Below are 24,480 nucleotides of genomic sequence, written 5' to 3'. Positions count from 1 at the left end.
TGATCAGCCCTCCGAGGGGGCGAGGCGCTCCAGCTCCGCCTCGGTCGACTTGAGCAGGTCGTTCCAGGAGGCCGCGAACTTCTCGACGCCCTCGTCCTCGAGCAGCTGGACCACGTCGTCGTAGGAGATCCCGAGCTTCTCCACGGCGTCGAGGTCGGCGCGGGCCTGCTCGTAGGTGCCGGCGATGGTGTTGCCGGTGATCTGCCCGTGGTCCTCGGTGGCGGCCAGGGTCGCCTCCGGCATGGTGTTCACCGTGTTCGGCGCCACCAGGTCGTCGACGTACAGGGTGTCCTTGTACGCCGGGTCCTTCACGCCGGTGGAGGCCCACAGCGGACGCTGCTTGTTCGCGCCCGCGCTCTCCAGTGCGGCCCAGCGGCCGTTCGAGAACACTTCCTCGTACGCCTGGTAGGCCAGCCGGGCGTTGGCGAGGGCGGCCTTGCCGCGCGCCGCCTTGGCCTCGGTGGTGCCCAGCGCGTCGAGGCGCTTGTCGATCTCGGTGTCCACGCGGGACACGAAGAAGGACGCCACCGAGTGGATCAGGGACAGGTCCAGGCCCTTGGCCTGCGCCTTCTCCAGACCCGCCAGGTAGGCCTCCATGACCTCGCGGTAGCGCTCCAGCGAGAAGATCAGCGTGACGTTGACGCTGATGCCGTTGCCGATGACCTCGGTGATCGCCGGCAGACCCGCCTTGGTGGCCGGGATCTTGATCAGCGTGTTGGGGCGGTCGACCAGCCAGGCCAGCTGCTTGGCCTCGGCGATCGTCGCCGTCGTCTCGTGCGCCAGGCGCGGGTCGACCTCGATCGACACCCGGCCGTCCTGGCCGCCGGTGGCGTCGTAGACCGGGCGCAGGATGTCGGCGGCGTCCCGGACGTCCGCCGTCGTGATCATGCGGATGGCCTCGTCGACGGTGACCTTACGGGCGGCGAGGTCGGTGACCTGCTGCTCGTAGCCGTCGCCGCCGCTGATCGCCTTCTGGAAGATCGACGGGTTGGTGGTGACGCCCACGACGTGCTGCTGGTCGATCAGCTCGGCGAGGTTGCCGGACGTGATCCGCTTGCGCGACAGGTCGTCCAGCCAGATCGCGACGCCTTCCTCGGAGAGGCGCTTGAGTGCGTCTGTCATGGAAAATGCATCTCCTACGTGTCGTATGTGAGCGTCAGCGCTGGGCGGCGGCGAGCGATTCCCGCGCCTGCGAAGCCACGTTCTCGGCAGTGAAGCCGTACTCCTGGAAGAGGACCTTGCCGTCGGCCGAAGCACCGAAGTGCTCCAGGGAAACGATGCGACCGGCGTCCCCGACGTACTTGTGCCACGTCAGACCGATACCGGCCTCGACCGACACCCGCGCCCGGACGGACGGCGGCAGGACGCTGTCCCGGTACCCCTGGTCCTGCTCCTCGAACCACTCCACGCACGGCATGGACACCACGCGCGTGGGCACGCCGTCGGCTTCCAGCCGCTCGCGCGCCTCGACGGCGACGTGCACCTCGGAACCGGTCGCGATCAGGATCGCCTCCGGCGTCCCCGTGGAGGCCTCGAACAGCACGTAACCGCCGCGCACGGTGTCCTCGTTGGACTCGTACGTCGGCACGCCCTGGCGGGTCAGCGCCAGACCGTGCGGGGCGCCCTTGCCGAACTCCTTCGTCCAGCGCTTCTGGATCTCGCGCCAGGCGATGGCCGTCTCGTTGGCGTCGGCCGGGCGGACCACGTTCAGGCCCGGGATGGCGCGCAGCGACGCGAGGTGCTCGACCGGCTGGTGCGTCGGGCCGTCCTCGCCGAGGCCGATGGAGTCGTGCGTCCACACGTACGTCACCGGCACGTGCATCAGCGCCGACAGGCGTACCGCGTTGCGCATGTAGTCGGAGAACACGAGGAACGTGCCGCCGTAGACGCGGGTGTTGCCGTGCAGCGTGATGCCGTTCATCTCCGCGGCCATGGAGTGCTCGCGGATGCCGAAGTGGATCGTGCGGCCGTACGGGTTCGCCTCCGGCAGCGGGTTGTCCGCCGGGAGGAACGACGACGTCTTGTCGATCGTCGTGTTGTTCGAGCCCGCGAGGTCGGCGGAGCCGCCCCACAGCTCGGGGATGACCGCGCCGAGCGCCTGGAGCACCTTGCCGGACGCGGCACGCGTGGCGACGCCCTTGCCGGTCTCGAAGACCGGGATCTTCTCCTCCCAGCCGGTCGGCAGCTCGCCCGCGGCGATGCGGTCGAACTCGGCCGCGCGCTCGGCGTTGTCGTCGCGCCACAGCTGGAAGGACTTCTCCCACTCGGCCTTCGCCTGCGCGCCGCGCTCCAGGGCCTGCCGGGTGTGGGCGAGGACCTCGTCGGCCACCTCGAAGGACTGCTCCGGGTCGAAGCCGAGGACGCGCTTGGTGGCCGCGACCTCGTCGTCGCCGAGCGCCGAGCCGTGCGCGGCCTCGGTGTTCTGCGCGTTCGGGGCGGGCCAGGCGATGATCGAGCGCATCGCGATGAACGACGGCTTGTCCGTGACCTGCTTCGCCGCCTGGACCGCGTTGTAGATCGCGTGCGGGTCCAGGTCGCCGTCCGGCTTCGGGGCGACGCGCTGCACATGCCAGCCGTACGCCTCGTAGCGCTTGGCGACGTCTTCGGAGACGGCCGTCTCGGTGTCGCCCTCGATCGAGATGTGGTTGTCGTCCCACAGCAGGACCAGGTTGCCCAGCTTCTGGTGGCCGGCCAGCGAGGATGCCTCGGCGGAGATGCCCTCCTGGAGGCAGCCGTCACCGGCGATGGCGAAGATGAAGTGGTCGAACGGCGACTCGCCGACGGGGGCGTCCGGGTCGAACAGTCCGCGCTCGTAGCGGGCGGCCATCGCCATGCCGACGGCGTTGGCGACACCCTGGCCCAGCGGGCCGGTCGTCGTCTCGACGCCCGTGGTGTGGCCGTACTCCGGGTGACCCGGGGTCTTCGAGCCCCACGTGCGGAACGACTTCAGGTCGTCCAGCTCCAGGCCGAAGCCGGCCAGGTACAGCTGGGTGTAGAGGGTCAGGGACGAGTGGCCCGCGGACAGCACGAAGCGGTCGCGGCCGACCCAGTCGGCGTCCGCCGGGTCGTGCCGCATCACCTTCTGGAAGAGGGTGTATGCGGCGGGCGCCAGGCTCATCGCCGTGCCGGGATGGCCGTTGCCGACCTTCTGTACGGCGTCGGCGGCCAGGACGCGGGCGGTGTCGACGGCCCGCTGGTCCAGCTCGGTCCACTCGAGGTCTGTGGTGGTCGGCTTGGTGCTCACCCTGGGTCAGGGCTCCTCTCCACATGTCGAATACCGGTCATCTGGGCGCGCGCCCACCGGCTGCCGGTGCACTGGAAACCCACCGGCCGCTGTCGAGCCTACCCCCGTAGGGACGTGCGTTTTTTCGAGTCATTCCAGACTGCCGGGCCTTGCAGGGATCCGCCTCCCGACTGGCTCGAATCGCATTCGGCACATGAATACGGAGCCGCTCATCTGACTGCTCAATCGAGCCTCCGTACGGATGATGAGCGAGCCCTGCAGCGGATCACGAGCGAACCCTTCCGCGGACGATGAGGGGCCGACGCGCGGCTGATGAGCGGTCGATCAGCGGCCCCTCCCAACACGACCCCACCCCCGCGAAGATCGGGGTATGGGCAACGTCTACAGTGGCGTGGTACGCGCGAGCCTTTACCCCGCATTCACATGGGGAGGCTTGCTGGGAGTCTCTGTCAGGGGTGTGCGTGACGGCCGTTGAATCCCGTCCAGTAGGGATGATCGGGACGAGCCAGAGCCCGATCCGGCGGCCGCTCGGGGCCCGGGTCAAGGCATTCGTGGCGCTGACCAAGCCGCGGATCATCGAGCTGCTGCTGATCACCACCGTTCCGGTGATGTTCCTGGCCCGGCAGGGTGTGCCGGATCTCGGCCTGGTGCTGCTGACCTGCCTCGGCGGCTACCTCTCCGCGGGCGGCGCCAACGCCCTGAACATGTACATCGACCGCGACATCGACGCGCTCATGGACCGCACCTCGCAGCGCCCGCTGGTCACCGGCATGGTCAGCCCGCGTGAATGTCTCGCCTTCGGCATCACCCTTGCGGCGGTCTCCACACTGCTGTTCGGTCTGACCGTCAACTGGCTGTCGGCCTGGCTCGCCCTCGGCGCACTCCTCTTCTATGTCGTCGTCTACACGATGATCCTCAAGCGCCGTACCTCGCAGAACATCGTCTGGGGCGGCATCGCCGGCTGCATGCCGGTCCTGATCGGCTGGTCGGCCGTCACGAACTCGCTGTCCTGGGCGCCGGTCGTCCTCTTCCTCGTCATGTTCTTCTGGACGCCGCCGCACTACTGGCCGCTGTCCATGAAGGTCAGGGAGGACTACGCGCGCGTGGGCGTGCCGATGCTGCCGGTCGTCGCCTCCAACAAGACCGTCGCCAAGCAGATCGTCCTCTACAGCTGGGTGATGGTCGGCGTCTCGCTGCTGCTCACCCCGCTGGGCTACACCGGCTGGTTCTACACCACGGTCGCGCTGACGGCCGGCGGCTGGTGGCTGTGGGAGGCGCACGCCCTGAACGGCCGTGCGAAGTCGGAGGCGACGGGCACCAAGCTGAAGGAGATGCGGCTGTTCCACTGGTCCATCACCTACGTCTCGCTGCTGTTCGTCGCGGTCGCGGTGGACCCCTTCCTGCGCTAGCGCCCTCTCCTCTTCGGGGAGCTGTACGGCCTGACGGCCGGGGCACGTGGTCAAGGCCACGCACCCCGGCCGTCGCCGTTCGATCTACCCGTCGGTAGCATCCTGACCATGGCAGACACCAAGCAGGTTGACGAGACCGCCGACGCCAAGCAGGCCGCGAAGACCGAGCGCAAGGCGGCCCGGCTCGCCCGGCAGATCGGCGCCTTCGCCAAGGAGCACGGCGGAGCCGAGAGCCAGGTCGCGTACATCGGCGAGCGCGGCGCCCGGATCGTCCTCGTCGGTGAGGACGGCGGCTGGGGCGACCTCGTGGCCCCCTCCGTCGAGATCGCCGAGCAGGCCGTGGCGAAGGCCGGGGTCACGGTCCACGAGTCCTTCGACGGCGAGTTCGCGGCGAAGGTGACGACAGGGCCGTACGAGTGGACGCGCATGGCCGGGATCCAGGTCGGCGGCCCGAAGAACAGCTGAGAACGGCCGAGAAAGGCCGATCAGCAACACCTGACACCCGGTTCACCCGTTAGGACCTCAGGAGTACGAGGTCCAGTACCGGGGAGTTCCGGATGATCGAAACACCGTCCTTGGTGGACCAGTACTGCCACGGCGTCCTGAGAACGGAACTGGGCCTCGGCACGTTCGAGGCCCAGCTGGCGCGCACCGAGGGCCCGCCCGCCCCCGGCACGACCCTCTTCGACACCCAGACCGGGTTCGCGGTACGCCGTTGGTGCCCCCCGCTGCTCGGCCTGGAAGCGCACTGTCCGCCCGCCCGCTATCTCGCCCGGCGTCGTGAACTCGGCGTACTGGAGACGGGCCGCCGGCTGCTGCGCGGCAGCGGCATCACGACGTATCTCGTCGACACCGGGCTGCCCGGCGATCTCACCGGACCCGGGGAGCTGGCCTCCGCGGGCGCCGCCGAGGCCCGCGAGATCGTGCGCCTGGAACTCCTCGCCGAACAGGTCGCCGACACCTCCGGCACCGTCGAGTCCTTCCTGGCCAACCTCGCCGAGTCGGTCCACGGGGCCGCCGCGAACGCCGTGGCCTTCACCTCCGTCGCGGGCGTCCGGCACGGCCTCGCGCTCGCGCCCGAGCCGCCCGGTCCCGGCGAGGTGCGGGGCGCGGCGGGCCGCTGGCTGGCCGCCCGCCCGGTCGGCGGCCAGCTGAGCGATCCCGTGCTGCTACGACACCTGCTGTGGATCGCCGTCGCCTCGGGGCTGCCCCTTCAGCTGCACGCGGGGCTGGGGGAGCCGGGCCTGCGCATCGACCGCACCGACCCCGTGCTGCTCACCGACTTCGTCCGGGCCACGGCCGGCCTCGGCACGGACCTCGTCCTGCTGCACGGCTACCCCTACCATCGCCACGCCGCCCACCTCGCCGGCGTCTTCCCGCACGTCTACGCCGACTCCGGCGCCGCGCTCGTACGCACCGGCGCCCGGGCCGCGACGATTCTCGCGGAGATCCTGGAACTGGCCCCCTTCGGCAAGATCCTCTTCTCCACCGGGGCCCAACGGCTGCCCGAACTCCACGTCGTGGGCGCCCGCCTGTTCCGCGAGGCCCTGAGCCGGGTCCTGGGCGCCTGGGTAGCGGAGGGAGCGTGGTCCCTCACGGACGCGCAACGCGTCGCGGGCCTCATCGCGGCGGGCAACGCGCGCAGGGTGTACGCGCTGGACTGAGGAGTCCGCCGGGTCTACGGCTGTGCTGCCTGCTGCCTGCTGCCTGCTGCCTGCTGCCTGCTGCCTGCTGCCTGCTGCCTGCTGCCTGCTGCCTGCTCAGGCGCGGGAGCCCACCGTCGCCTCGGTCGCCGGGCCCGGGAGGTCGATCGTCGTGCGGGCGCGCTCACGCAGCGCCAGCAGGACGCGCAGCACCGCGATCCACACCAGCCCGGAGCCGAGCATGTGCAGGCCCACCAGGACCTCGGGGAGGTTGGTGAAGTACTGGACGTAGCCGATGACGCCCTGCGCGAGCAGCACCAGGAACAGCTCCCGGGTGCGGTGCAGGGGGTCCTTCGGGGCGTCGACCGCCTTGAGGACGAACCACAGGGCGAAGGTCAGCGTCACCACGATCCAGGCGAGCACGGCGTGCAGCTTGGCGACGGTCTCCCAGTCCAGCGGCATCCGCTCGACCTCGCTGGAGTCGCCCGCGTGCGGGCCCGCGCCGGTGACCACCGTGCCGACGGCGATCAGCAGCGCCGAGGCGGCGACCAGGAACCACACCAGCTGCTGCACGGCCCCGCCGACCAGCGGCCGGGGCGCCCCGTCGCCCTCCCGGGCGCGCTGCCACATCAGCACGGCGACGGCGATGAGCGCCGAGGCGAGCAGGAAGTGCGCCGCGACCGTGTACGGGTTGAGGCCGACGAGCACCACGACGCCGCCCAGGATCGCGTTGTTCATCACCAGCCAGAACTGCGCCCAGCCCAGCCGGGTCAGGCTCCGGCGGCGGGGCTTCTCGGAGCGCGCGGCGATGATCGCCCAGCCGACCGCCGCGCACAGCACGTACGTCAGCATGCGGTTGCCGAACTCGATGGCGCCGTGGAAGCCCATCGCGCTGGTGGCGGTGAGCGAGTCGGCGGTGCACTTGGGCCAGGTCGGGCAGCCCAGGCCCGAGCCCGTGAGCCGGACGGCGCCGCCGGTGACCACGATGACCACCGACATCACGAGCGCGGACAGGGCGGCCCGCTCGACCGTCCGGGAGGCGGGGGTCCAGCGGGCGGCGATGAAGGCGAGGGGGTTGCGCACGGCCGCTACGGCGTCGGCGCGGGTCACGTTTGGCACGTGCCCATCGTAGGCGGCCGCTTGTGCACGCTTTCACGAGGGTCCGGTCCCGACCGGGGACAGGGGCAGGGCCGGCGGGTCCGTCCAGGGCGGGCCGCCGAGCCACAGGGACTCCTTGATCCGCTGGGCCCGGGCCCGGAGGTCCGCGGCCTCGGCCGGGTCGTCGGTGCACTCGGTCAGCCGTTCGTAGACCGCGACCAGCGAGGGGTGGTGGTCGCCGAGGCGGGCGCGGAAGATCCGCTCGGCCTCGCGCAGCACCAGCTCCGCGGTGGCCCGGTCGCCCGCGACGAGCAGGACGGGGCCGAGCCGGGACAGGGTCTTCGCACGGTAGTGGTGGTCGCTGCCGTACTTCTGCGTGTAGATGCGGTGGGCCCGGTCGAGGGTCTCCAGGGCCTCCACCGTGCGCCCCTGGGCGGCCTGCAGGGAGCCCATCTTGTTGAGACAGGCCGCGTACTTGTGGGGCTCGGCCTCGCTGCGGTTGAGGTGCAGGTCGAGCACGGGCTCCAGCAGGTCGGCGGCGGAGCGCAGCTTCTCCTGGCCCTGCCGGCGCAGCTCGCGACGGCGCAGCGGGTGCCAGGTGGCCCGGGCCCGCTCGCGCAGGTCCTCGGCCTGCCGGCGCCGGACGTCCGCGAGGAACTTGGCGACCTGCGAGGTCTCGAAGTCCTCGAGACCGCGATGCTCCCGGAACACGGCGAGGGCGTCCGCCAGCATGGTCTCGGCGGTGGCCAGGTCGCCGCGGTCCTGCGCGACGATGCCGACGTCCCACCGCAGCATCGCCCGGAACAGCACATGCCGGGCCGGTACCTGGCTGCCGTGCTGCGGGATACGGGCCTCGGCGTGGGCGTAGGACTCCAGGGCGAGGGAGAGCCGGCCCGCGTTGCGGTGGATCATGCCGATCTCCTGCTCGGCGACGGCCCACTCCAGGCTCTCCCAGCCCGGCTCCTGGCTCTCGTAGATCCGGATGGCCTCGCGGACCGCGTCCAGGGCCTCGTCGAAGAGGATCTTCTCGCGCAGGACGCCCCCGTACTGGCGGTGGCACAGGGCCTCCAGCTCCACGAAGGCCGGACCGTCGCCGGTGTGGCTGCGGCACTGCTCGAGAGCCTTGAGGCATTCCTCGTGGGCCTCGTCGAGATGGGCGAGGAGGTAGTGCTGGCGGGCCACCGCGAGCTGGGCGGTGATCCGGCCGAGGGGGTCCTCGCCGTCGGGGTCGCCGGAGTCCTGCCGCAGTTCCGCCTCCCACTGGAAGTGGGTGAGGGCGCGCGTCCAGTTGCAGCGCTGTTCCTGGTAGACGCCGACGCGGTGGAGCAGTTCGATCAGCGCCATCCGGGACTTGGCGTTCGCGGCCGGCTCGTCCGACGTCCAGGACACCTCGGTGATCACGGCGTCCGCGTGGGGCATCAGCCGTTCGCAGGCGCTGCGCGTCTCGGGCTGCTCCGGCCGGGCCGGGAAGGCGGCCTCGACCAGCCGCACCGCTGCCTGGGACCACTGCACGCGGGACGTCCCGTCCATCCGGCTGCGGACGAACTGCCGTACCCGCGGGTGCACCCCGAAGGTCAGCGAGCCTTCGCGGGTGTCGCCGGTCACGATGAGCAGGGAGTGCCGGACGAGCTCGCGGACCATGAGGCGGAAGACCCGGTCGTCGCCCATGGCCCGCCGCAGCGGCTCGGGCAGCGCGGCGCGGTGCTCGGCGAGCGTGGCGTGCGGTACGTCCTCGGAGGCCAGGTAGGAGCACAGGCGCAGCAGGTCCTCGGCCTCCGGGGCCTCGCGCGAGATCTTCTCCAGGGACAGCTGGAACGTCTCGAAGCCGTTGGTGGAGGTGTGCTCGGGCAGCTGTCCCAGGTACTCCTCGACGCTGATGCCCTCCCGCTCGATGTAGGCGCCGGCCGTCTCCAGGTCGAGGGGGAGCCAGCCCAGCTGCCGGCCGAGGGCGTCGAGGGACGCGGCGGGCGCGGGCGGGCCGTCGATGCGGTTGCGCAGGAAGGTCCTGCCCTCCTCGGGGGCGAGTCCGAGCAACTCCAGCCGGTCGTCGGTGAGTTCGTCCCAGCCGTGGCCGGTGCGGGTGGTGATCAGGATGGTGCCCTCGCACTGGTCCGACGGCAGGAACTGCTGGAGCCCCTGCGGGGGGTCGGCCGTGGGCTCGCTGTCGTCGGCGTCCCGCTGGACGTTGTCGTACACCAGGAGCCAGCCCGGGTTGTCGCGCAGCCAGCCCCACAGACGGCGCAGGACCACGTGCTCGCTCTCGTGGGCGGGCAGGCCCAGGATGGCGGCGAGTTCGAGGAGCCGGTCGCGCAGCCGCTCGGTGCTGGTGGCGGGCAGCCACCAGGTGAGCGTGGAGGTGTCCGCCTGCGCGTGGGTACGGGCGTGGGCCAGGGCCAGCTGGGTCTTCCCGGCGCCGCCCATCCCGTGGATGACGACGATGCGCCGGACGGTTCCCGGCTGGGCGTCGGCGTCCAACATCTCCTCGATGCGCGCGAGTTCGCTGTCCCGGCCGGTGAAGTAGCGGGAGAGGGAGGGGAGGTTGTGCGGCGGGAGCGGGATGTACGGGCGCTCCGCGCCCTCGTCGGACGACGGCGCCGTGCGCGTCACCGCGTGCCGGGTGAAGAAGGCGGACAGCGCGGCGAGCACTCCCGTGACGCCGACCACGGCCCACAGCGCGGCCCCGTCGGCGTGGTCCGCGACGATCGGCAGGACGGCGGCCGAGCCGGTCGTCGCGGTGTACAGCCCGATGCGCAGCTTCCTGTCGCGGGCGTCGCGGGCGTCTCGTATGTCTCGGCTGTCTCGTGCGTTTCGCGCGTTTCGGGTGTTTCTACTGGTCCTGGATGACGCTCCCATGGCGGCTCCCCCGGTTGAACCCCCCATTGTCGGGGGGCCATACTCCGTCTTCCATATACGTGCGGCAGAATGCGTTCCGAAGTCTGCGCACCTCGGATTCTCCCTTCGGAGGCGGCGTGGACGAACAGTCGGTGGACGAAGAGTCAGTGCATGAAGAGTCACTGCACGAACGGTCGAAAGATCAGCGAATGCATGTGGGACTGGTGCACTGGTCCTTTACCCCGTGCGTCGGCGGAGTAGAAACCCATCTGTGGCATTTCTCGCGGCTGCTCGCGGCCCACGGGGTGGACGTGACGGTCTTCACCGGGACGCCCGAGCCGACGACGCCGTCGCTGTCGGCGCCGCCGGTCCGGTCCGGGGCGGCGGGCGCGGGCACGATCGCCATCGAGCGGCACTCGGGGCTGGACCTGGCCGCGGACGGGACGCGGTCGCCGGACGAGCCCGAACTCGGCCAGTGGTTCGGGGAGTTGCTCGCCGCCCGGGGGATCCGGATCGTCCATGGCCACAACCTGCACCACTTCTCCGCCGGCCCGGCCCGGGCGCTGGCCGAGCTGCGGGAGGAGCTGGGGCTACGGCTCGTGCACACCTATCACAGCATCTGGCAGGAGGAGTCGAATCCGGCGGCCGAGGCCTGCCGCGACTGGCATCTGCACTTCGCCGTCTCCGACTTCCTCAGCGAGGCGTGCACCAGACAGCTCGGCTTCGAGGTCGAGCGCCGCTACCTGGGCATCGACACGGCGGCCTACGTCGACGTGCCCGTCAGCGGGGTGCAGGAACCCGGCATGGTGCTGCTCCCGGCGCGGCTGATCCCGGACAAGGGGGCCGAACTGGCGATCAGGGCCGTGCACCACGTCATCGAGCACGGTCTGAGCCCCCGGGTGACGCCCCGTCTGGTGCTCATGCGGACGGGCACCGAGAACACGGTCGATTTCCATGGTGAAACGATCGGGTTCTATGGCGAATTGCAAAAATTGCTGAAGGATCTGAAAGTCAAGGACGGTGTCGTCGAATTCGCGGAGGCCGGTGTGGATCATATGCGGAAGCTGTACGAAAGGGCTTCCGTAGTGGTTTATCCGTCGATGTTCGAGGAGCCCATGGGGCTCGCGCCGCTGGAGGCGATGTGCGCGGCGCGCCCGGTCGTCGTCACCCGGATGGGCGGACTGGACGAGGGCGTCGAGGAGGACGGCGAGATCGGCTTCCTGGTGCCCGACCGCAATGTGACCAAGCTGGCGGACCGCATCGCGCTGCTGCTCGACGACCCGGAGCTCGCCCGGGCGGTGGGCCTGCGCGCACGTGAGCACGTGGTGAACCACTTCGACCTGGAGCGGTTCTATCTGGAGCCCATGCTCGACGTGTACCGCGAGCAACTCGGGCTCTAACAGGTGGAGTTCAGCCGTCCGTGACCCAGCCGGGCGGCAGGTCGGACACCTTGGCCCGGCCCTGCCCGTCCACCCGCACGGAGAACTCCCGCCCGGCCAGCCGCAGACCCGACGCCTTCAGCGGCCCGAACGGCGTCGGGCGCACCTGGAGCACCCGTCGTCCCGCGTCCGGCCGCAGGCCCAGCAGCGCCGACAGCACGGCCACCCCGGACGCCGCCGACCAGCCCTGCGGCCGGCAGGCCGCCGGGTAGGCGAGCGGCGCGGGCGAGTCCTGCGTGCGCGCGTCCCCGCCGTACAACTCCGGCATCCGGTAGCCGAAGTGGGCGGCCGCGTCCAGCAGCCCGTCGGCCAGCAGGCCCGCCTCCCTGTCCTGGCCGGCCGCGCACAGGCCCTGGACGGCGATCGCCGTGTCGTGCGTCCAGACCGAACCGCCGTGGTAGCTCATCGGGTTGAAGCCGGGCAGCGCCGCCGAGCGACTGCGCAGCCCCCAGCCGGAGTTCAGCTCGGCGCAGGCCAGCCAGGCCGCCACGTCCCGGCAGCCGTCCGCGTCGAGGATGCCGGTGGACAGCAGCTGGCCCATGTTGGACGCCGGTCCGCTGACCGGATCGAGACCCCGGCCGACCGCGATGGCCACGTACCGCGGGGCCGGGCCGTCCGGCGACGGCAGCCAGAAAGCGTCCCGGAAGCGTTTGCGCAGGCCCTCCGCCCACAGCAGCAGCTGCTCCTTGCGGTCCGCGCGGCCGCGGGAGCCGAGCAGCTCGGCCAGCCCGGTCGCCGCCTGGTACGCGTACCCCTGCACCTCGCACAGGGCCAGCGGCGGCTCGATGCGGCGGCCCGCCGCGTCCCGCACCGCGTCCTCGCTGTCCTTCCAGGACTGGTGGCGCAGCCCGCCCGGCCGCGGGTAGTAGCGCAGCAGACCGTCCTCGTCCCCGGCGCTCGTCTCCAGCACCCACTCCATCGCGGCCTCCGCGTACGGCAGCAGCGCGTCCACGTCTGCGTCCGGGAGCCCCCAGTGCCAGGTCTCCACCAGCAGGGTCACGAACAGCGGGGTCGCGTCGACCGAGCCGTAGTAGCGCGAGGGCAGCCGCAGCCCGTGGCCGTGCTCGGCGTCGGCCGGGCGCAGTTCGTGCAGGATGCGGCCCGGGGCCTCCTCGCGGACGTCGTCGTGGGCCGTGCCCTGGCGGCGGGCCAGGGCCCACAGGGTGCCGCGGGCCAGATCCGTGCCCAGCGGCAGCATCATCCGGGCCGACCAGATCGAGTCCCGGCCGAACAGGGCCAGGTACCAGGGGCAGCCCGCCGCGATGAACTGGTCCTCGGGTCCGTCGGGCCCGGTGCGCTCGGGGTCGGCCAGCCGCAGCGCGCGCAGATCGCTCAGCCCGCGCCGGACCAGGGCGACCAGCCGATGGTCGCCGCGCACGACGGGCTCGCTCCACGGGACCTCCGCGCCCGGAGCGCCCGGATGCCCGGGCGGGGCGGGCGTCGCGCCGCCGTCCACGGTCAGCCGGAGCAGCCGGCTCTCCCCGGGACGTAAGCGCAGTCGGGGCCAGCTGAAGGCGCCGCCCCGCGGCCCGTCGGCGATCAGGGGCGGCGACCCCTCCGGCTCCACCGCACGGACCTCCGCCCGGCCGGACGACGTCTCCCAGACCAGCCCGCGGGCCCCGGTCCCGGCACTCGTGTCCGCCCCCGTGCCGGCGCCCGCGTCGCCGCCCCTTGCGGCGGTACACGGTACGGCCGGTCCGGTCCGGCCCCGCTTGACGTCGGCGATGTCGGCCAGGTCGGTCGCCAGCGTCAGCTCGACGTGCAGGAGCCGGGAGACGATGCCGACGTTGCGCAGCAGGACGCTCTCGCCCGCACCGGCGGTGCGCACCCGCTCGATGATCACGGTGGGGTCGTCGGTGCTGTCCTCGGGGTAGCGGTGCACCGAGGTGAACCGCACCTGGTCGGGGCCGAGCGGCTGCACGCCGATGGGCTCCGGCTCACGGCGGTCGATCAGCAGCCGGGCCGTGTGCAGCAGCCTGCGGTCATGGCCGTAGAAGCCCTCCGCCCGCTCGCCCCGGAGCTGGCCGTCCCGGGGCGAGGCGGCGAAGGCCGGGGCCGCGACGCAGATCACCACGTCGTGCAGGAGGGGTTGCAGAGCACGCACACTCGAGGAATCCGCGGACTCGTACACGGGGCGTCTCTTCCCACTCCGTACGAACGTCACTCACACGGCGTATGCCGACAGGTTCCCCAGGGGCTGAAACGAGCCTCACGGCCGACGGGGCGCTCGCGCGTCACTCCCAGCGGAAGAACCGTCCCGCCGCCGCCAGCCCCACGACCGCCCAGACGGCCAGAATCCCCAGGTCGCCCCAGGGCAGGCCGGCGCCGTGCTGGAGGACGTCCCGCAGGCCGTCGGAGAGGGCGGAGATCGGCAGCAGGCCGAGCACGTCCTGGGCGGCGGGCGGGAACTTGTCCAGCGGGACGATGACCCCGCCGGCCACCAGCAGCAGCAGGAAGACCAGGTTGGCGGCGGCCAGGGTCGCCTCCGCCTTCAGGGTGCCCGCCATCAGCAGACCGAGCCCCGAGAAGGCGGCCGTGCCGAGGACGAGGAGCAGCAGCACGGCGACCGGGTTGCCGTGCGGCGACCAGCCGAGCGCGAAGGCGATCGCCGTCAGGAGGATCACCTGGAGGACCTCGGTGACCAGGACCGACAGCGTCTTCGCCGTCATCAGCCCCCAGCGGGGGAGCGGAGAGGAGGCGAGGCGCTTCAGGACGCCGTACCGGCGCTCGAAGCCCGTCGCGATGGCCTGACCGGTGAACGCCGTCGACATCACGGCGAGCGCGAGGATGCCCGGGGCGAGGAAGTCCACGGCCTCGCCCGCGCCCGTGTCGACGACGTCCACGCTGCTGAACAGCACCAGCAGCAGCGTCGGGATCACGACGGTGAGCAGCAGCTGCTCGCCGTTGCGCAGCAGCATCTTCGTCTCCAGCACCGCCTGCGCCGCGATCATGCGGGGGAGGGGGGCGGCCCCGGGCCTGGGCGCGTAGGCGCCGGTGCCCGCGGAGGCGGAGGGGGAAGTGGTCATGAGCGCAGCTCCTTGCCGGTCAGCTCCAGGCTGTGTCTTCCCGGGGGGCGACCCCCGGACCCCCAGCAGAGGTCCGTGTCGACGGAAGTCATGAGCGCAGCTCCTTGCCGGTCAGCTCCAGGAAGACGTCCTCCAGGGTGTGCCGTTCGACCGAGATCCGGTCCGGCATCACCCCGTGCTGCGCGCACCACGACGTGACCGTCGCCAGCAGCTGCGGGTCGACCTTGCCCATGACCCGGTAGGAGCCCGGGGTCAGCTCGGCGGCGGAGCTGTCGGCGGGCAGGGCCTTGAGCAGGGAGCTCACGTCGAGCCCGGGGCGGCCGGTGAAGCGCAGGGTGTTCTCGGCGCCGCCGCGGCACAGCTCCTCGGGGGAGCCCTGGGCGATGACCCGGCCGGCGTCGATGATCGCGACGTCGTCGGCGAGCTGCTCGGCCTCGTCCATGTAGTGGGTGGTCAGGATGACCGAGACGCCGTCGGCGCGCAGATCCCGGACCAGGTCCCAGGCGGCGCGGCGGGCCTGCGGGTCGAGTCCGGCCGTCGGCTCGTCCAGGAACACCAGTTCCGGACGCCCCACGACGGCCATCGCCAGCGCGAGCCGCTGCTGCTGGCCGCCGGAGAGCCTGCGGTACGTCGTGCGGCCGCAGCCGCCCAGCCCCAGCCGCTCGATCAGCGCGTCCACGTCCAGCGGGTGGGCGTGCAGCTTGGCGACGTGGCGGAGCATCTCGTCGGCCCGCGCGCCCGAGTAGACCCCGCCGGACTGGAGCATCACGCCGATGCGCGGACGCAGGTCCGCGGACTGCCGGACCGGGTCGAGGCCCAGGACGCGCACCGTGCCGGAGTCCGGCTTCCGGTACCCCTCGCAGGTCTCGACCGTGGTCGTCTTGCCCGCTCCGTTGGGGCCGAGCACGGCCGTGACGCCCGTCTTGGCCACCAGGTCTAGGCCGTCCACCGCGGTCTTCGTGCCGTACCGCTTCACCAGGGCCTGGACCTGGACCACGGGCTCACTTCGCATGGTCCCAGAGTCTAGGTAGCCGAACCCGGCCTCAGACCGGGGGGTACAGGAACTCCTCCTCACGGGGCCGGTGCACCGCCAGCCACCGCGCCGCGTACGCCACGGCGTCCGCCACCGGGAACAGCCGCACGTCCGCCGCGCCCACCTTCCCGCGTACGACGGGACGGTCCCGTTCGAAGTCGTGGCCCAGCTCGTCGAAGCGGTCCGAGGAGACGGCCACCTCGGTCACCGTCTCCCAGCCGTCGGGGCCCGGCCGGCCGACCTCGGCCAGCGGCGAGGGGATCCGGTACTCGGCGAGATGGAAGCTCGTGCACGTGTCGTAGCCCGCGCCGAGCAGCAGCACGCGCGCGTGGAGGGCTTCCAGCCGGGCCAGCGGGCTGCGCTCGCCGAGCCGGCAGTCGGGTGCGTGGCCGTCGACGACCTCGGCCGCGCGCGGGCCGAGGGCGGCGAAGGAGGTCTGCGGATGAGCGGAGCGCAGGGCGCCGGGCCAGGTGCGGACGGTCTCCGGGAGGACGCCGACCCCGCGCGAGGGCGTGACGAGGGGGTCGTAGGCGGGCATGGAGGCCCGGATCGGCGCCCACCACTCCCGGGGCACCGGAGGGTTTCCCCAGGCGGCGGGGTCGGAGAGGTCGCCGGACTGGGTGGGGACGACCAGCGTGCCGTCCGGGCCGAGCGCGTCGAGAAGTCCCTGGACGACCGCGACGGCCCCGCCGCACACCCAGCCGAGTGAGCTGAGCGAGGAGTGCGCGAGGAGGATCTCACCGGGTCGCACGCCCAGCTCGCGCAGCTGCGCGGCGACGGTGTCCCGGGTGACAAGAGGGCCGGTCGGAGGGGGTGTGGGCATGGTTGTGGAGTGTCCCGGAAAGGGGTCGGCGCTGCCACCTGATCGATCGATCAAAGATCGTTTCCGCAGGTCAGATTAGGTATGCCTAAGTGACGCAGGGCACCGTCCACCCGTCCGGACGCGGCTTGCCTGCGTCTGAGGAATTACGCAACAATGGCGTTGTGAAAAACGTTGGCGAGGCTCCGCAGGAGGAACTCGCGACCGGTGAGCGGTCCACCCGCAACCGTGTCGCGCGCTCCATCCTGGACCACGGCCCCTCCACCGTGGCCGACCTCGCGGGCCGGCTGGGCCTGACCCAGGCCGCCGTGCGCCGCCATCTCGACGCGCTCGCCGCCGACGACGTCGTGGAAGCACGTGAGCAGCGGGTCTACGGAGCGCGCACGCGCGGCCGGCCCGCCAAGGTGTTCGCCCTGACCGACTGCGGCCGGGACGCCTTCGACCAGTCCTACGACAAGCTCGCCGTGGACGCGCTGCGCTGGATCGCGGCGCGCGAGGGCGGGGACGAGGCCGTCGTGGCCTTCGCGCGTTCCCGGATGGCCGCCCAGGCCGCCGCCTACCGCAAGTCCGTCGAGGCCGCCGCCCCCGAGAACCGCACGGAAGCCCTGGCCAAGGCCTTGAGCGCGGACGGGTACGCTGCTACGGCGCGCAGCGCACCGGTCGGTGAACAGCTCTGCCAGCACCACTGCCCGGTCGCCCATGTCGCCGAGCAGTTCCCGCAACTGTGCGAGGCGGAGACCGAGATCTTCTCCCAGCTGCTCGGCACGCATGTCCAGCGGCTGGCCACCATCGCCCACGGCGACGGCGTATGCACCACGTTCATCCCCAAGACCACCCATCACGCATCTGCAAGCACCGCCGGGAGGAACCCCGCATGACGCTCCCCATCGAGGAGACTGCCCACCCCGAGCTCGAGGGTCTGGGCAACTACGAATACGGCTGGGCCGACTCCGACGTGGCTGGTGCCTCTGCCAAGCGAGGCATCAACGAGGACGTCGTCCGCGACATCTCCGGCAAGAAGTCCGAGCCGGAGTGGATGACCAAGCTCCGCCTCAAGGGCCTGCGCCTCTTCGAGAAGAAGCCCATGCCGAACTGGGGTTCCGACCTCTCCGGCATCGACTTCGACAACATCAAGTACTTCGTGCGCTCCACCGAGAAGCAGGCGGAGTCCTGGGAGGACCTGCCCGAGGACATCAAGAACACGTACGACAAGCTCGGCATCCCCGAGGCGGAGAAGCAGCGCCTCGTCGCGGGCGTCGCGGCCCAGTACGAGTCCGAGGTCGTCTACCACCAGATCCGTGAGGACCTGGAGGAGCAGGGCGTCATCTTCCTCGACACCGACACCGCGCTGAAGGAGCACCCGGAGCTCTTCAAGGAGTACTTCGGCACCGTCATCCCGGTCGGCGACAACAAGTTCGCGTCGCTGAACACGGCCGTGTGGTCCGGCGGCTCCTTCATCTACGTGCCGAAGGGCGTGCACGTCGAGATCCCGCTCCAGGCCTACTTCCGCATCAACACGGAGAACATGGGCCAGTTCGAGCGGACCCTGATCATCGTCGACGAGGGCGCCTACGTGCACTACGTCGAGGGCTGTACGGCCCCGATCTACAAGTCGGACTCGCTGCACAGCGCGGTCGTCGAGATCATCGTCAAGAAGAACGCCCGCTGCCGCTACACGACCATCCAGAACTGGTCGAACAACGTCTACAACCTGGTCACCAAGCGCGCCGTGGCGTACGAGGGCGCGACCATGGAGTGGATCGACGGCAACATCGGCTCCAAGGTGACGATGAAGTACCCGGCCGTCTACCTGATGGGCGAGCACGCCAAGGGCGAGACCCTCTCCATCGCCTTCGCGGGCGAGGGCCAGCACCAGGACGCCGGCTCCAAGATGGTCCACATGGCGCCGAACACGTCGTCGAACATCGTCTCGAAGTCCGTCGCGCGCGGCGGCGGCCGCACCTCCTACCGCGGTCTCGTCGAGATCGGCGAAGGCGCCCACGGCTCCAAGTCCAACGTGCTGTGCGACGCGCTGCTCGTCGACACCATCTCCCGCTCCGACACCTACCCCTACGTGGACGTCCGCGAGGACGACGTGTCCATGGGCCACGAGGCCACCGTCTCCAAGGTCAGCGACGACCAGCTCTTCTACCTGATGAGCCGGGGCATGACCGAGTTCGAGGCGATGGCGATGATCGTGCGCGGCTTCGTCGAGCCCATCGCGAAGGAACTCCCCATGGAGTACGCCCTCGAGCTCAACCGGCTGATCGAGCTGCAGATGGAAGGCGCGGTCGGCTGACCCCGCCCTCCGGCCAGCACACATCTTGACTTCAGAAAGCGAGCACTACGACAGCCATGGCTGAGGCTCAGAACTCCACGGTGGGCTCCTCCACCACCGCCGGATCGATCGCGGTGGCCGCTGAGTCGACCGTCGCCACGCGCATGAGCGCGCCCCCCTCCTTCGACGTGGCGGACTTCCCCGTCCCCCACGGCCGCGAGGAGGAGTGGCGGTTCACCCCGCTGGAGCGCCTGCGCGGGCTGCACGACGGCACCGCGGTCGCCACCGGCCAGGGCGTGAAGGTGGACGTCCAGGCCCCCGAGGGCGTCACCGTCGAGACCGTGGGCCGCGACGACGCGCGCCTGGGCAGGGCGGGCACCCCCGTGGACCGCGTCGCCGCCCAGGCGTACTCGGCGTTCGAGAAGGCCGGCGTGATCACCGTCCCCAAGGAGACGGTCCTCACCGAGCCGATCCGGATCTCCGTGCACGGCCAGGGCGGGGTCGCCTACGGCCACCAGGTCGTCGAGCTGGGAGCCTTCGCCGAGGCCGTCGTCGTCATCGACCACACCGGTGACGCGGTGCTCGCCGCCAACGTCGACTACCTCCTCGGCGACGGCGCCAAGCTGACCGTCGTCTCCGTCCAGGACTGGGACGACAAGGCCGTCCACGTCGGCCAGCACAACGCGCTGATCGGCCGCGACGCCACCTTCAAGTCCTTCGTGGTCACCTTCGGCGGCGACGTCGTACGTCTCCACCCGCGGGTCGCCTACGCGGGCACCGGCGGCGAGGCCGAGCTGTTCGGCCTGTACTTCACGGACGCCGGCCAGCACCAGGAGCACCGCCTCCTGGTCGACCACAACGTCCCGCACTGCAAGTCCAACGCCGTGTACAAGGGCGCCCTCCAGGGCGAGGGCGCGCACGCCGTCTGGATCGGCGACGTGCTCATCGAGGCCACGGCCGAGGGCACCGACACCTACGAGATGAACCGCAACCTGGTGCTGACCGACGGCGCCCGGGTCGACTCCGTGCCCAACCTGGAGATCGAGACCGGCGAGATCGTCGGCGCCGGCCACGCCTCCGCGACCGGCCGCTTCGACGACGAGCAGCTCTTCTATCTGATGGCCCGAGGCATCCCGGCCGACGAGGCCCGCCGCCTGGTGGTCCGCGGCTTCTTCGCCGAGCTTGTCCAGCAGATCGGCGTCGACGACATCCAGGCGCGACTGCTCGAGAAGATCGACGAGGAGCTGGAGGCGTCGCTCTGATGACTGCCTTCCTTCGCGTCTGCGGGCTGAGCGAGCTGGAGGAGGACACCCCCAAGCGGGTGGAACTCGACGGCACGCCGGTCTCGGTCGTGCGGACCGAGGGAGAGGTGTTCGCCATCCACGACATCTGCTCCCACGCGAACGTCTCGCTCTCCGAGGGCGAGGTCGAGGACTGCCAGATCGAGTGCTGGCTGCACGGCTCCTCGTTCGACCTCCGCACCGGCAAGCCGTCCGGCCTTCCCGCGACGCGCCCCGTCCCCGTATACCCCGTAAAGATCGAAGGGGACGACGTGCTCGTCTCCCTCACCCAGGAGTCCTGAGGCACCCATGGCAACGCTTGAAATCCACGACCTGCACGTCACCGTCGAGGCCGACAACGCCACGAAGGAGATCCTCAAGGGCGTCGACCTGACCGTGAAGCAGGGCGAGACGCACGCCATCATGGGCCCCAACGGCTCCGGCAAGTCGACCCTCGCCTACTCGCTCGCCGGTCACCCGAAGTACACGATCACCGGCGGCACCGTCACCCTCGACGGCGAGGACGTCCTGGAGATGTCCGTCGACGAGCGCGCCCGCGCGGGCCTGTTCCTGGCGATGCAGTACCCGGTCGAGGTGCCCGGCGTCTCGGTCTCCAACTTCCTGCGCACCTCCGCCACCGCCATCCGCGGCGAGGCCCCCAAGCTGCGCACCTGGGTGAAGGAGGTCCGCGAGGCCATGGAGCGCCTCAACATGGACCCCGCCTTCGCCGAGCGCAACGTCAACGAGGGCTTCTCCGGCGGTGAGAAGAAGCGCCACGAGATCCTTCAGCTGGAGCTGCTCCGCCCGAAGGTCGCGATCCTCGACGAGACCGACTCCGGTCTGGACGTCGACGCCCTTCGCATCGTCTCCGAGGGCGTCAACCGCGTCCGCGAGACCGGCGAGGTCGGCACCCTGCTGATCACGCACTACACGCGCATCCTGCGCTACATCAAGCCCGACCACGTCCATGTCTTCTCCGGCGGCCGGATCGTCGAGTCCGGCGGCGCCGAGCTCGCCGACAAGCTGGAGAACGAGGGCTACGAGGTCTACACGAAGGGTGGCGCATCCGCGTGACACAGCTGCCGGGCCTCCTCGACACTGAGGCGATCCGCAAGGACTTCCCCATCCTGGACCGTGTGATCCACGACGGCAGGAAGCTCGTGTACCTGGACAACGCGGCGACCTCGCAGAAGCCGCGCCAGGTGCTGGACGCCCTGAACGAGTACTACGAGCGCTACAACGCCAACGTCCACCGCGGTGTGCATGTGCTCGCCGAGGAGGCCACGGCACTGTACGAGGGCGCGCGCGACAAGGTCGCCGCGTTCGTCAACGCTCCCAGCCGCGACGAGGTGATCTTCACCAAGAACGCCTCGGAGTCCCTCAACCTCGTGGCGAACATGCTCGGCTGGGCCGACGAGCCCTACCGGGTGGACCGCGAGACCGAGATCGTCATCACGGAGATGGAGCACCACTCCAACATCGTGCCGTGGCAGCTGCTGTCGCAGCGCACGGGCGCGAAGCTGAAGTGGTTCGGCCTCACCGACGACGGCCGCCTCGACCTCTCCAACATCGACGAGATCATCACCGAGAAGACGAAGATCGTCTCCTTCGTGCTGGTGTCGAACATCCTCGGCACCGTGAACCCGGTCGAGGCGATAGTGCGCCGCGCCCAGGAGGTCGGCGCCCTGGTCTGCATCGACGCCTCGCAGGCGGCGCCCCACATGCCCCTCGACGTCCAGGCCCTCCAGGCCGACTTCGTGGCCTTCACCGGCCACAAGATGTGCGGCCCGACCGGCATCGGCGTCCTCTGGGGCCGCCAGGAGCTGCTCGAGGACCTCCCCCCCTTCCTGGGCGGCGGCGAGATGATCGAGACGGTGTCGATGCACTCGTCGACGTACGCCCCGGCGCCCCACAAGTTCGAGGCGGGCACCCCGCCGATCGCCCAGGCGGTAGGCCTGGGCGCGGCGATCGACTACCTGTCGGCGATCGGCATGGACAAGATCCTCGCCCATGAGCACGCGCTCACCGAGTACGCGGTGCAGCGCCTGACCCAGGTCCCCGACCTGCGGATCATCGGCCCGGCCACGGCCGAGGACCGAGGCGCGGCGATCTCCTTCACGCTCGGCGACATCCACCCGCACGACGTGGGCCAGGTCCTCGACGAGCAGGGCATCGCGGTCCGGGTCGGCCACCACTGCGCCCGCCCGGTCTGCCTGCGCTACGGAATTCCCGCGACCACGCGAGCGTCGTTCTATCTGTACTCCACACCGGCCGAGATCGACGCACTGGTCGACGGCCTGGAGCACGTACGGAACTTCTTCGGGTGAGGGGTGTACTGAAACCGTGAAGCTGGATTCCATGTACCAGGAAGTCATCCTGGACCACTACAAGCACCCGCACGGGCGTGGTCTTCGGGACGGCGACGCCGAGGTGCACCATGTGAACCCCACGTGCGGCGACGAGATCACCCTGCGCGTGAAGTACGACGGCACGAAGATCGAGGACGTCTCGTACGAGGGCCAGGGCTGCTCGATCAGCCAGGCCTCGGCCTCCGTGCTGAACGACCTCCTCGTCGGCAAGGACCTCGCCGAGGCGCAGAAGATCCAGGAGACGTTCCTGGAGCTGATGCAGTCCAAGGGAAAGATCGAGCCCGACGACGCGATGGAGGAGGTGCTGGAGGACGCGGTCGCGTTCGCCGGCGTCTCCAAGTACCCGGCCCGGGTCAAGTGCGCCCTCCTCAGCTGGATGGCGTGGAAGGACGCGACGGCCCAGGCCCTGGGCGGAGCCGACGCCGAAAGGAAGACGGCATGAGCGAGACCGTTGAGATGAAGCCGGCCTCGGAGGAAGAACTCCGCGAGGCGCTGTACGACGTGGTCGACCCCGAGTTGGGCATCGACGTCGTCAACCTCGGTCTGATCTACGGCATTCACATCGACGACGCGAACATCGCGACGATCGACATGACGCTGACCTCGGCGGCCTGCCCGCTGACGGACGTCATCGAGGACCAGGCCAAGTCCGCCACGGACGGTCTCGTCAACGAGCTGCGCATCAACTGGGTCTGGATGCCGCCGTGGGGTCCGGACAAGATCACGGACGACGGACGCGAGCAGCTGAGGGCGCTGGGCTTCAACGTCTGAGACCGTCTGAGACGTCTGAAGACCCGCAAGCGAACACAGGAGAGCGGCGGCACCCGACAGGTGCCGCCGCTCTCCTGTGTATGCGGTTCAGGACAGTGCGTCCACCACGCGGAACGACGCGTCCGCACGGTAGAGGTCGCTGTTCTGGTACGAGTCCAGCCGGAGCTGGAAGTTCTTGTGACGCAGGTAGCGACCCGGGTAGTTCACCGACTCCAGCATGACCGCACCGGAGTACGAGGAGGCGCGGGAGCAGAAGGTGGCGTCCTTCTGGAACAGGGTCGAGCCGTCGTTGCGTTCGGCGCGCAGCACGAAGTTGCGGTGACGCAGATAGGTGCCGTCGGCCGTCTTGAAGGAGTAACAGGAGCTGTCGGCCAGACCCTTGACCACGGTGAAGGTGGAGTCCTCACGGGACTCCGAGCCGCGGACCGGGTCGAGCTTCACGACGCCGTCGCTGACGTGCCAGTAACGGTCCGGGTAGTTGACCGACCGTACCGACCGCTCGTAGCTGGTCGGCGGCTTGGGGTCGGCCGGCTTCCTGGTCGGCGAGGCGGAGGCCTCGGCCGAGGTGTGCGGCGTGGCGCCGCCACCCGCGGCGGGAGACGACGAGGCACTGCCGCCCGCGGACGGCGAGGCGCTCTCCCCGCCCCCAGTCGCTGTCGCCGTCGCCTTGGCCGTCGACGACGACGTCGATGACGAGGTGCTGCCGGCGGAGGGCGTGGCGAAGGAGATGAGCCCGCCCCCCGAGGTCTCGTCCGACTTGGTCTGCCCCTGACGCGCTTCCGAGTTCTCGTCCTTCTTGTCGGAAGCCTTGTCGTTCACGGCGATCGCGGTCACGCACGCCACGATGGTGGCCACGGCGAGAGCACCGGCCAGCCAGAGGCGTCGTGTTCCGGGAGCCCGGGAGGTGTCGGGTGCCCAGCCGTTCTCCCAGGGTTCTTCCTGGGGAGGCCGGGACTTGTTGTCTGGCATGCGCTGTTCCTCCAGCGGCACCTCTTGAGGCGGCCGCGGCTGCGATGGCCCGGTGTGTATGAACGGTGAAACACTAGTGGACCGTGTGACCCACGAGCAGCCGTTTCAGAGAGCGGTTTCGATAACACTTTCGCACTCCCGCGGCCGCCCCAAAATCTGACATGGCATCAGATCGGCCTCCATGAGGCGGTGTTGAGCGCCCGCCGAACAGGCATTCAGCACGCAACCCCACCCCCGCCACGCACACCCGTACGTATCGGGCGATGTCG

General features: G+C 70.5%; 21 protein-coding genes. 12 read left to right on the top strand and 9 right to left on the bottom strand.

The features are described from left to right. Nucleotides 1-3 precede the first annotated feature (3 nt). The gene (gene tal, locus OG562_RS09155) at nucleotides 4-1,122 is read right to left on the bottom strand and encodes a transaldolase (protein WP_266395743.1); all 1,119 of its coding nucleotides are present in this window, start codon (nucleotides 1,120-1,122) and stop codon (nucleotides 4-6) included. 34 nt (nucleotides 1,123-1,156) lie between these two features. After that, nucleotides 1,157-3,244: a transketolase gene (gene tkt / locus OG562_RS09150; RefSeq protein ID WP_266395742.1), complete on the bottom strand. Its 2,088-nt coding sequence runs from the start codon at nucleotides 3,242-3,244 to the stop codon at nucleotides 1,157-1,159. A 491-nt stretch (nucleotides 3,245-3,735) separates the two neighbouring features. Here tkt and OG562_RS09145 point away from each other — a divergent pair, with 491 nt between their 5' ends. The 3 genes from OG562_RS09145 (at nucleotide 3,736) to OG562_RS09135 (ending at nucleotide 6,317) form a co-directional block, all read left to right on the top strand. Further along, entirely contained in the window at nucleotides 3,736-4,653 is a 918-nt protein-coding gene (locus OG562_RS09145) for a heme o synthase (protein WP_266395741.1), read from the top strand. Nucleotides 4,654-4,761: 108 nt separating this feature from the next. Further along, nucleotides 4,762-5,118: a hypothetical protein gene (locus OG562_RS09140; protein WP_266395740.1), complete on the top strand. Its 357-nt coding sequence runs from the start codon at nucleotides 4,762-4,764 to the stop codon at nucleotides 5,116-5,118. 92 nt (nucleotides 5,119-5,210) lie between these two features. Further along, the gene (locus OG562_RS09135) at nucleotides 5,211-6,317 is read left to right on the top strand and encodes an amidohydrolase family protein (protein WP_266395739.1); all 1,107 of its coding nucleotides are present in this window, start codon (nucleotides 5,211-5,213) and stop codon (nucleotides 6,315-6,317) included. A 96-nt stretch (nucleotides 6,318-6,413) separates the two neighbouring features. On the opposite strand, the gene OG562_RS09130 is transcribed toward OG562_RS09135, so the two are convergent. Next, the gene (locus OG562_RS09130; RefSeq protein ID WP_266409119.1) at nucleotides 6,414-7,406 is read right to left on the bottom strand and encodes a heme A synthase; all 993 of its coding nucleotides are present in this window, start codon (nucleotides 7,404-7,406) and stop codon (nucleotides 6,414-6,416) included. Nucleotides 7,407-7,448: 42 nt separating this feature from the next. Then, entirely contained in the window at nucleotides 7,449-10,247 is a 2,799-nt protein-coding gene (locus tag OG562_RS09125) for a tetratricopeptide repeat protein (protein WP_266395736.1), read from the bottom strand. Nucleotides 10,248-10,363: 116 nt separating this feature from the next. Between OG562_RS09125 and OG562_RS09120 the strand changes: the two genes are divergently transcribed. Beyond that, nucleotides 10,364-11,626, top strand: a complete 1,263-nt coding sequence (locus tag OG562_RS09120) for a glycosyltransferase family 4 protein (protein WP_266395735.1) — start codon at nucleotides 10,364-10,366, stop codon at nucleotides 11,624-11,626. 10 nt (nucleotides 11,627-11,636) lie between these two features. Here OG562_RS09120 and OG562_RS09115 read toward each other — a convergent pair whose 3' ends face one another. The 4 genes from OG562_RS09115 to OG562_RS09100 all read right to left on the bottom strand — a co-directional run bounded on the left by OG562_RS09115 (nucleotide 11,637) and on the right by OG562_RS09100 (nucleotide 16,547). Beyond that, on the bottom strand, nucleotides 11,637-13,769 hold the full coding sequence (locus OG562_RS09115; RefSeq protein WP_266395734.1) for a glycogen debranching N-terminal domain-containing protein: 2,133 nt from the start codon (nucleotides 13,767-13,769) through the stop codon (nucleotides 11,637-11,639). A 130-nt stretch (nucleotides 13,770-13,899) separates the two neighbouring features. After that, the gene (locus OG562_RS09110) at nucleotides 13,900-14,691 is read right to left on the bottom strand and encodes an ABC transporter permease (protein ID WP_266395732.1); all 792 of its coding nucleotides are present in this window, start codon (nucleotides 14,689-14,691) and stop codon (nucleotides 13,900-13,902) included. 88 nt (nucleotides 14,692-14,779) lie between these two features. Continuing rightward, nucleotides 14,780-15,703, bottom strand: coding sequence for an ABC transporter ATP-binding protein (locus tag OG562_RS09105; RefSeq protein ID WP_266395730.1), 924 nt, complete (start codon nucleotides 15,701-15,703; stop codon nucleotides 14,780-14,782). 31 nt (nucleotides 15,704-15,734) lie between these two features. Next, entirely contained in the window at nucleotides 15,735-16,547 is an 813-nt protein-coding gene (locus OG562_RS09100; RefSeq protein ID WP_266395729.1) for an aminoglycoside N(3)-acetyltransferase, read from the bottom strand. 161 nt (nucleotides 16,548-16,708) lie between these two features. Here OG562_RS09100 and OG562_RS09095 point away from each other — a divergent pair, with 161 nt between their 5' ends. From OG562_RS09095 to OG562_RS09060, 8 genes are read left to right on the top strand one after another with little or no spacing between them, the layout of a single operon-like run. After that, a complete protein-coding gene (locus tag OG562_RS09095) occupies nucleotides 16,709-17,422 on the top strand; it encodes a metalloregulator ArsR/SmtB family transcription factor (RefSeq protein ID WP_266395728.1) in 714 nt (237 codons plus the stop codon). Then, nucleotides 17,419-18,843, top strand: coding sequence for a Fe-S cluster assembly protein SufB (gene sufB, locus OG562_RS09090; RefSeq protein WP_266395727.1), 1,425 nt, complete (start codon nucleotides 17,419-17,421; stop codon nucleotides 18,841-18,843). Before OG562_RS09095 ends, sufB begins: the two co-directional genes overlap by 4 nt. A gap of 56 nt (nucleotides 18,844-18,899) precedes the next feature. Continuing rightward, nucleotides 18,900-20,084, top strand: a complete 1,185-nt coding sequence (gene sufD / locus OG562_RS09085; RefSeq protein ID WP_266395726.1) for a Fe-S cluster assembly protein SufD — start codon at nucleotides 18,900-18,902, stop codon at nucleotides 20,082-20,084. Further along, entirely contained in the window at nucleotides 20,084-20,404 is a 321-nt protein-coding gene (locus tag OG562_RS09080) for a non-heme iron oxygenase ferredoxin subunit (protein ID WP_266395725.1), read from the top strand. Before sufD ends, OG562_RS09080 begins: the two co-directional genes overlap by 1 nt. A 7-nt stretch (nucleotides 20,405-20,411) precedes the next feature. After that, entirely contained in the window at nucleotides 20,412-21,176 is a 765-nt protein-coding gene (gene sufC, locus OG562_RS09075) for a Fe-S cluster assembly ATPase SufC (RefSeq protein ID WP_266395724.1), read from the top strand. Beyond that, nucleotides 21,173-22,429: a cysteine desulfurase gene (locus tag OG562_RS09070; protein ID WP_266395723.1), complete on the top strand. Its 1,257-nt coding sequence runs from the start codon at nucleotides 21,173-21,175 to the stop codon at nucleotides 22,427-22,429. Before sufC ends, OG562_RS09070 begins: the two co-directional genes overlap by 4 nt. Nucleotides 22,430-22,445: 16 nt before the next feature. Beyond that, nucleotides 22,446-22,913, top strand: a complete 468-nt coding sequence (gene sufU / locus OG562_RS09065) for a Fe-S cluster assembly sulfur transfer protein SufU (protein WP_266395722.1) — start codon at nucleotides 22,446-22,448, stop codon at nucleotides 22,911-22,913. Further along, complete coding sequence (locus tag OG562_RS09060) at nucleotides 22,910-23,242, top strand: metal-sulfur cluster assembly factor (RefSeq protein ID WP_037743875.1); 333 nt, start codon at nucleotides 22,910-22,912, stop codon at nucleotides 23,240-23,242. Before sufU ends, OG562_RS09060 begins: the two co-directional genes overlap by 4 nt. An 87-nt stretch (nucleotides 23,243-23,329) precedes the next feature. On the opposite strand, the gene OG562_RS09055 is transcribed toward OG562_RS09060, so the two are convergent. Beyond that, complete coding sequence (locus tag OG562_RS09055) at nucleotides 23,330-24,211, bottom strand: AbfB domain-containing protein (RefSeq protein WP_266395721.1); 882 nt, start codon at nucleotides 24,209-24,211, stop codon at nucleotides 23,330-23,332. Between the last annotated feature and the right edge of the window lie 269 nt (nucleotides 24,212-24,480).

Origin of the sequence: Streptomyces sp. NBC_01275, from assembly GCF_026340655.1 — a bacterium.
GTDB lineage: Bacteria > Actinomycetota > Actinomycetes > Streptomycetales > Streptomycetaceae > Streptomyces.
Note: the sequence above shows the minus strand (reverse complement) of the source record. Positions and strands in the feature narration are given on the sequence as shown.

Bases quoted from the DNA above. Each gene is read 5' to 3' on its own strand.
- tal (WP_266395743.1), bottom strand. From the start codon at position 1,122: ATGACAGACGCACTCAAGCGCCTCTCCGAGGAAGGCGTCGCGATCTGG.
- OG562_RS09145 (WP_266395741.1), top strand. From the start codon at position 3,736: ATGATCGGGACGAGCCAGAGCCCGATCCGGCGGCCGCTCGGGGCCCGG.
- OG562_RS09140 (WP_266395740.1), top strand. From the start codon at position 4,762: ATGGCAGACACCAAGCAGGTTGACGAGACCGCCGACGCCAAGCAGGCC.
- OG562_RS09135 (WP_266395739.1), top strand. From the start codon at position 5,211: ATGATCGAAACACCGTCCTTGGTGGACCAGTACTGCCACGGCGTCCTG.
- OG562_RS09125 (WP_266395736.1), bottom strand. From the start codon at position 10,247: ATGGGAGCGTCATCCAGGACCAGTAGAAACACCCGAAACGCGCGAAAC.
- OG562_RS09110 (WP_266395732.1), bottom strand. From the start codon at position 14,691: ATGACCACTTCCCCCTCCGCCTCCGCGGGCACCGGCGCCTACGCGCCC.
- OG562_RS09105 (WP_266395730.1), bottom strand. From the start codon at position 15,703: ATGCGAAGTGAGCCCGTGGTCCAGGTCCAGGCCCTGGTGAAGCGGTAC.
- OG562_RS09100 (WP_266395729.1), bottom strand. From the start codon at position 16,547: ATGCCCACACCCCCTCCGACCGGCCCTCTTGTCACCCGGGACACCGTC.
- sufB (WP_266395727.1), top strand. From the start codon at position 17,419: ATGACGCTCCCCATCGAGGAGACTGCCCACCCCGAGCTCGAGGGTCTG.
- sufD (WP_266395726.1), top strand. From the start codon at position 18,900: ATGGCTGAGGCTCAGAACTCCACGGTGGGCTCCTCCACCACCGCCGGA.
- OG562_RS09080 (WP_266395725.1), top strand. From the start codon at position 20,084: ATGACTGCCTTCCTTCGCGTCTGCGGGCTGAGCGAGCTGGAGGAGGAC.
- sufC (WP_266395724.1), top strand. From the start codon at position 20,412: ATGGCAACGCTTGAAATCCACGACCTGCACGTCACCGTCGAGGCCGAC.
- OG562_RS09060 (WP_037743875.1), top strand. From the start codon at position 22,910: ATGAGCGAGACCGTTGAGATGAAGCCGGCCTCGGAGGAAGAACTCCGC.
- OG562_RS09055 (WP_266395721.1), bottom strand. From the start codon at position 24,211: ATGCCAGACAACAAGTCCCGGCCTCCCCAGGAAGAACCCTGGGAGAAC.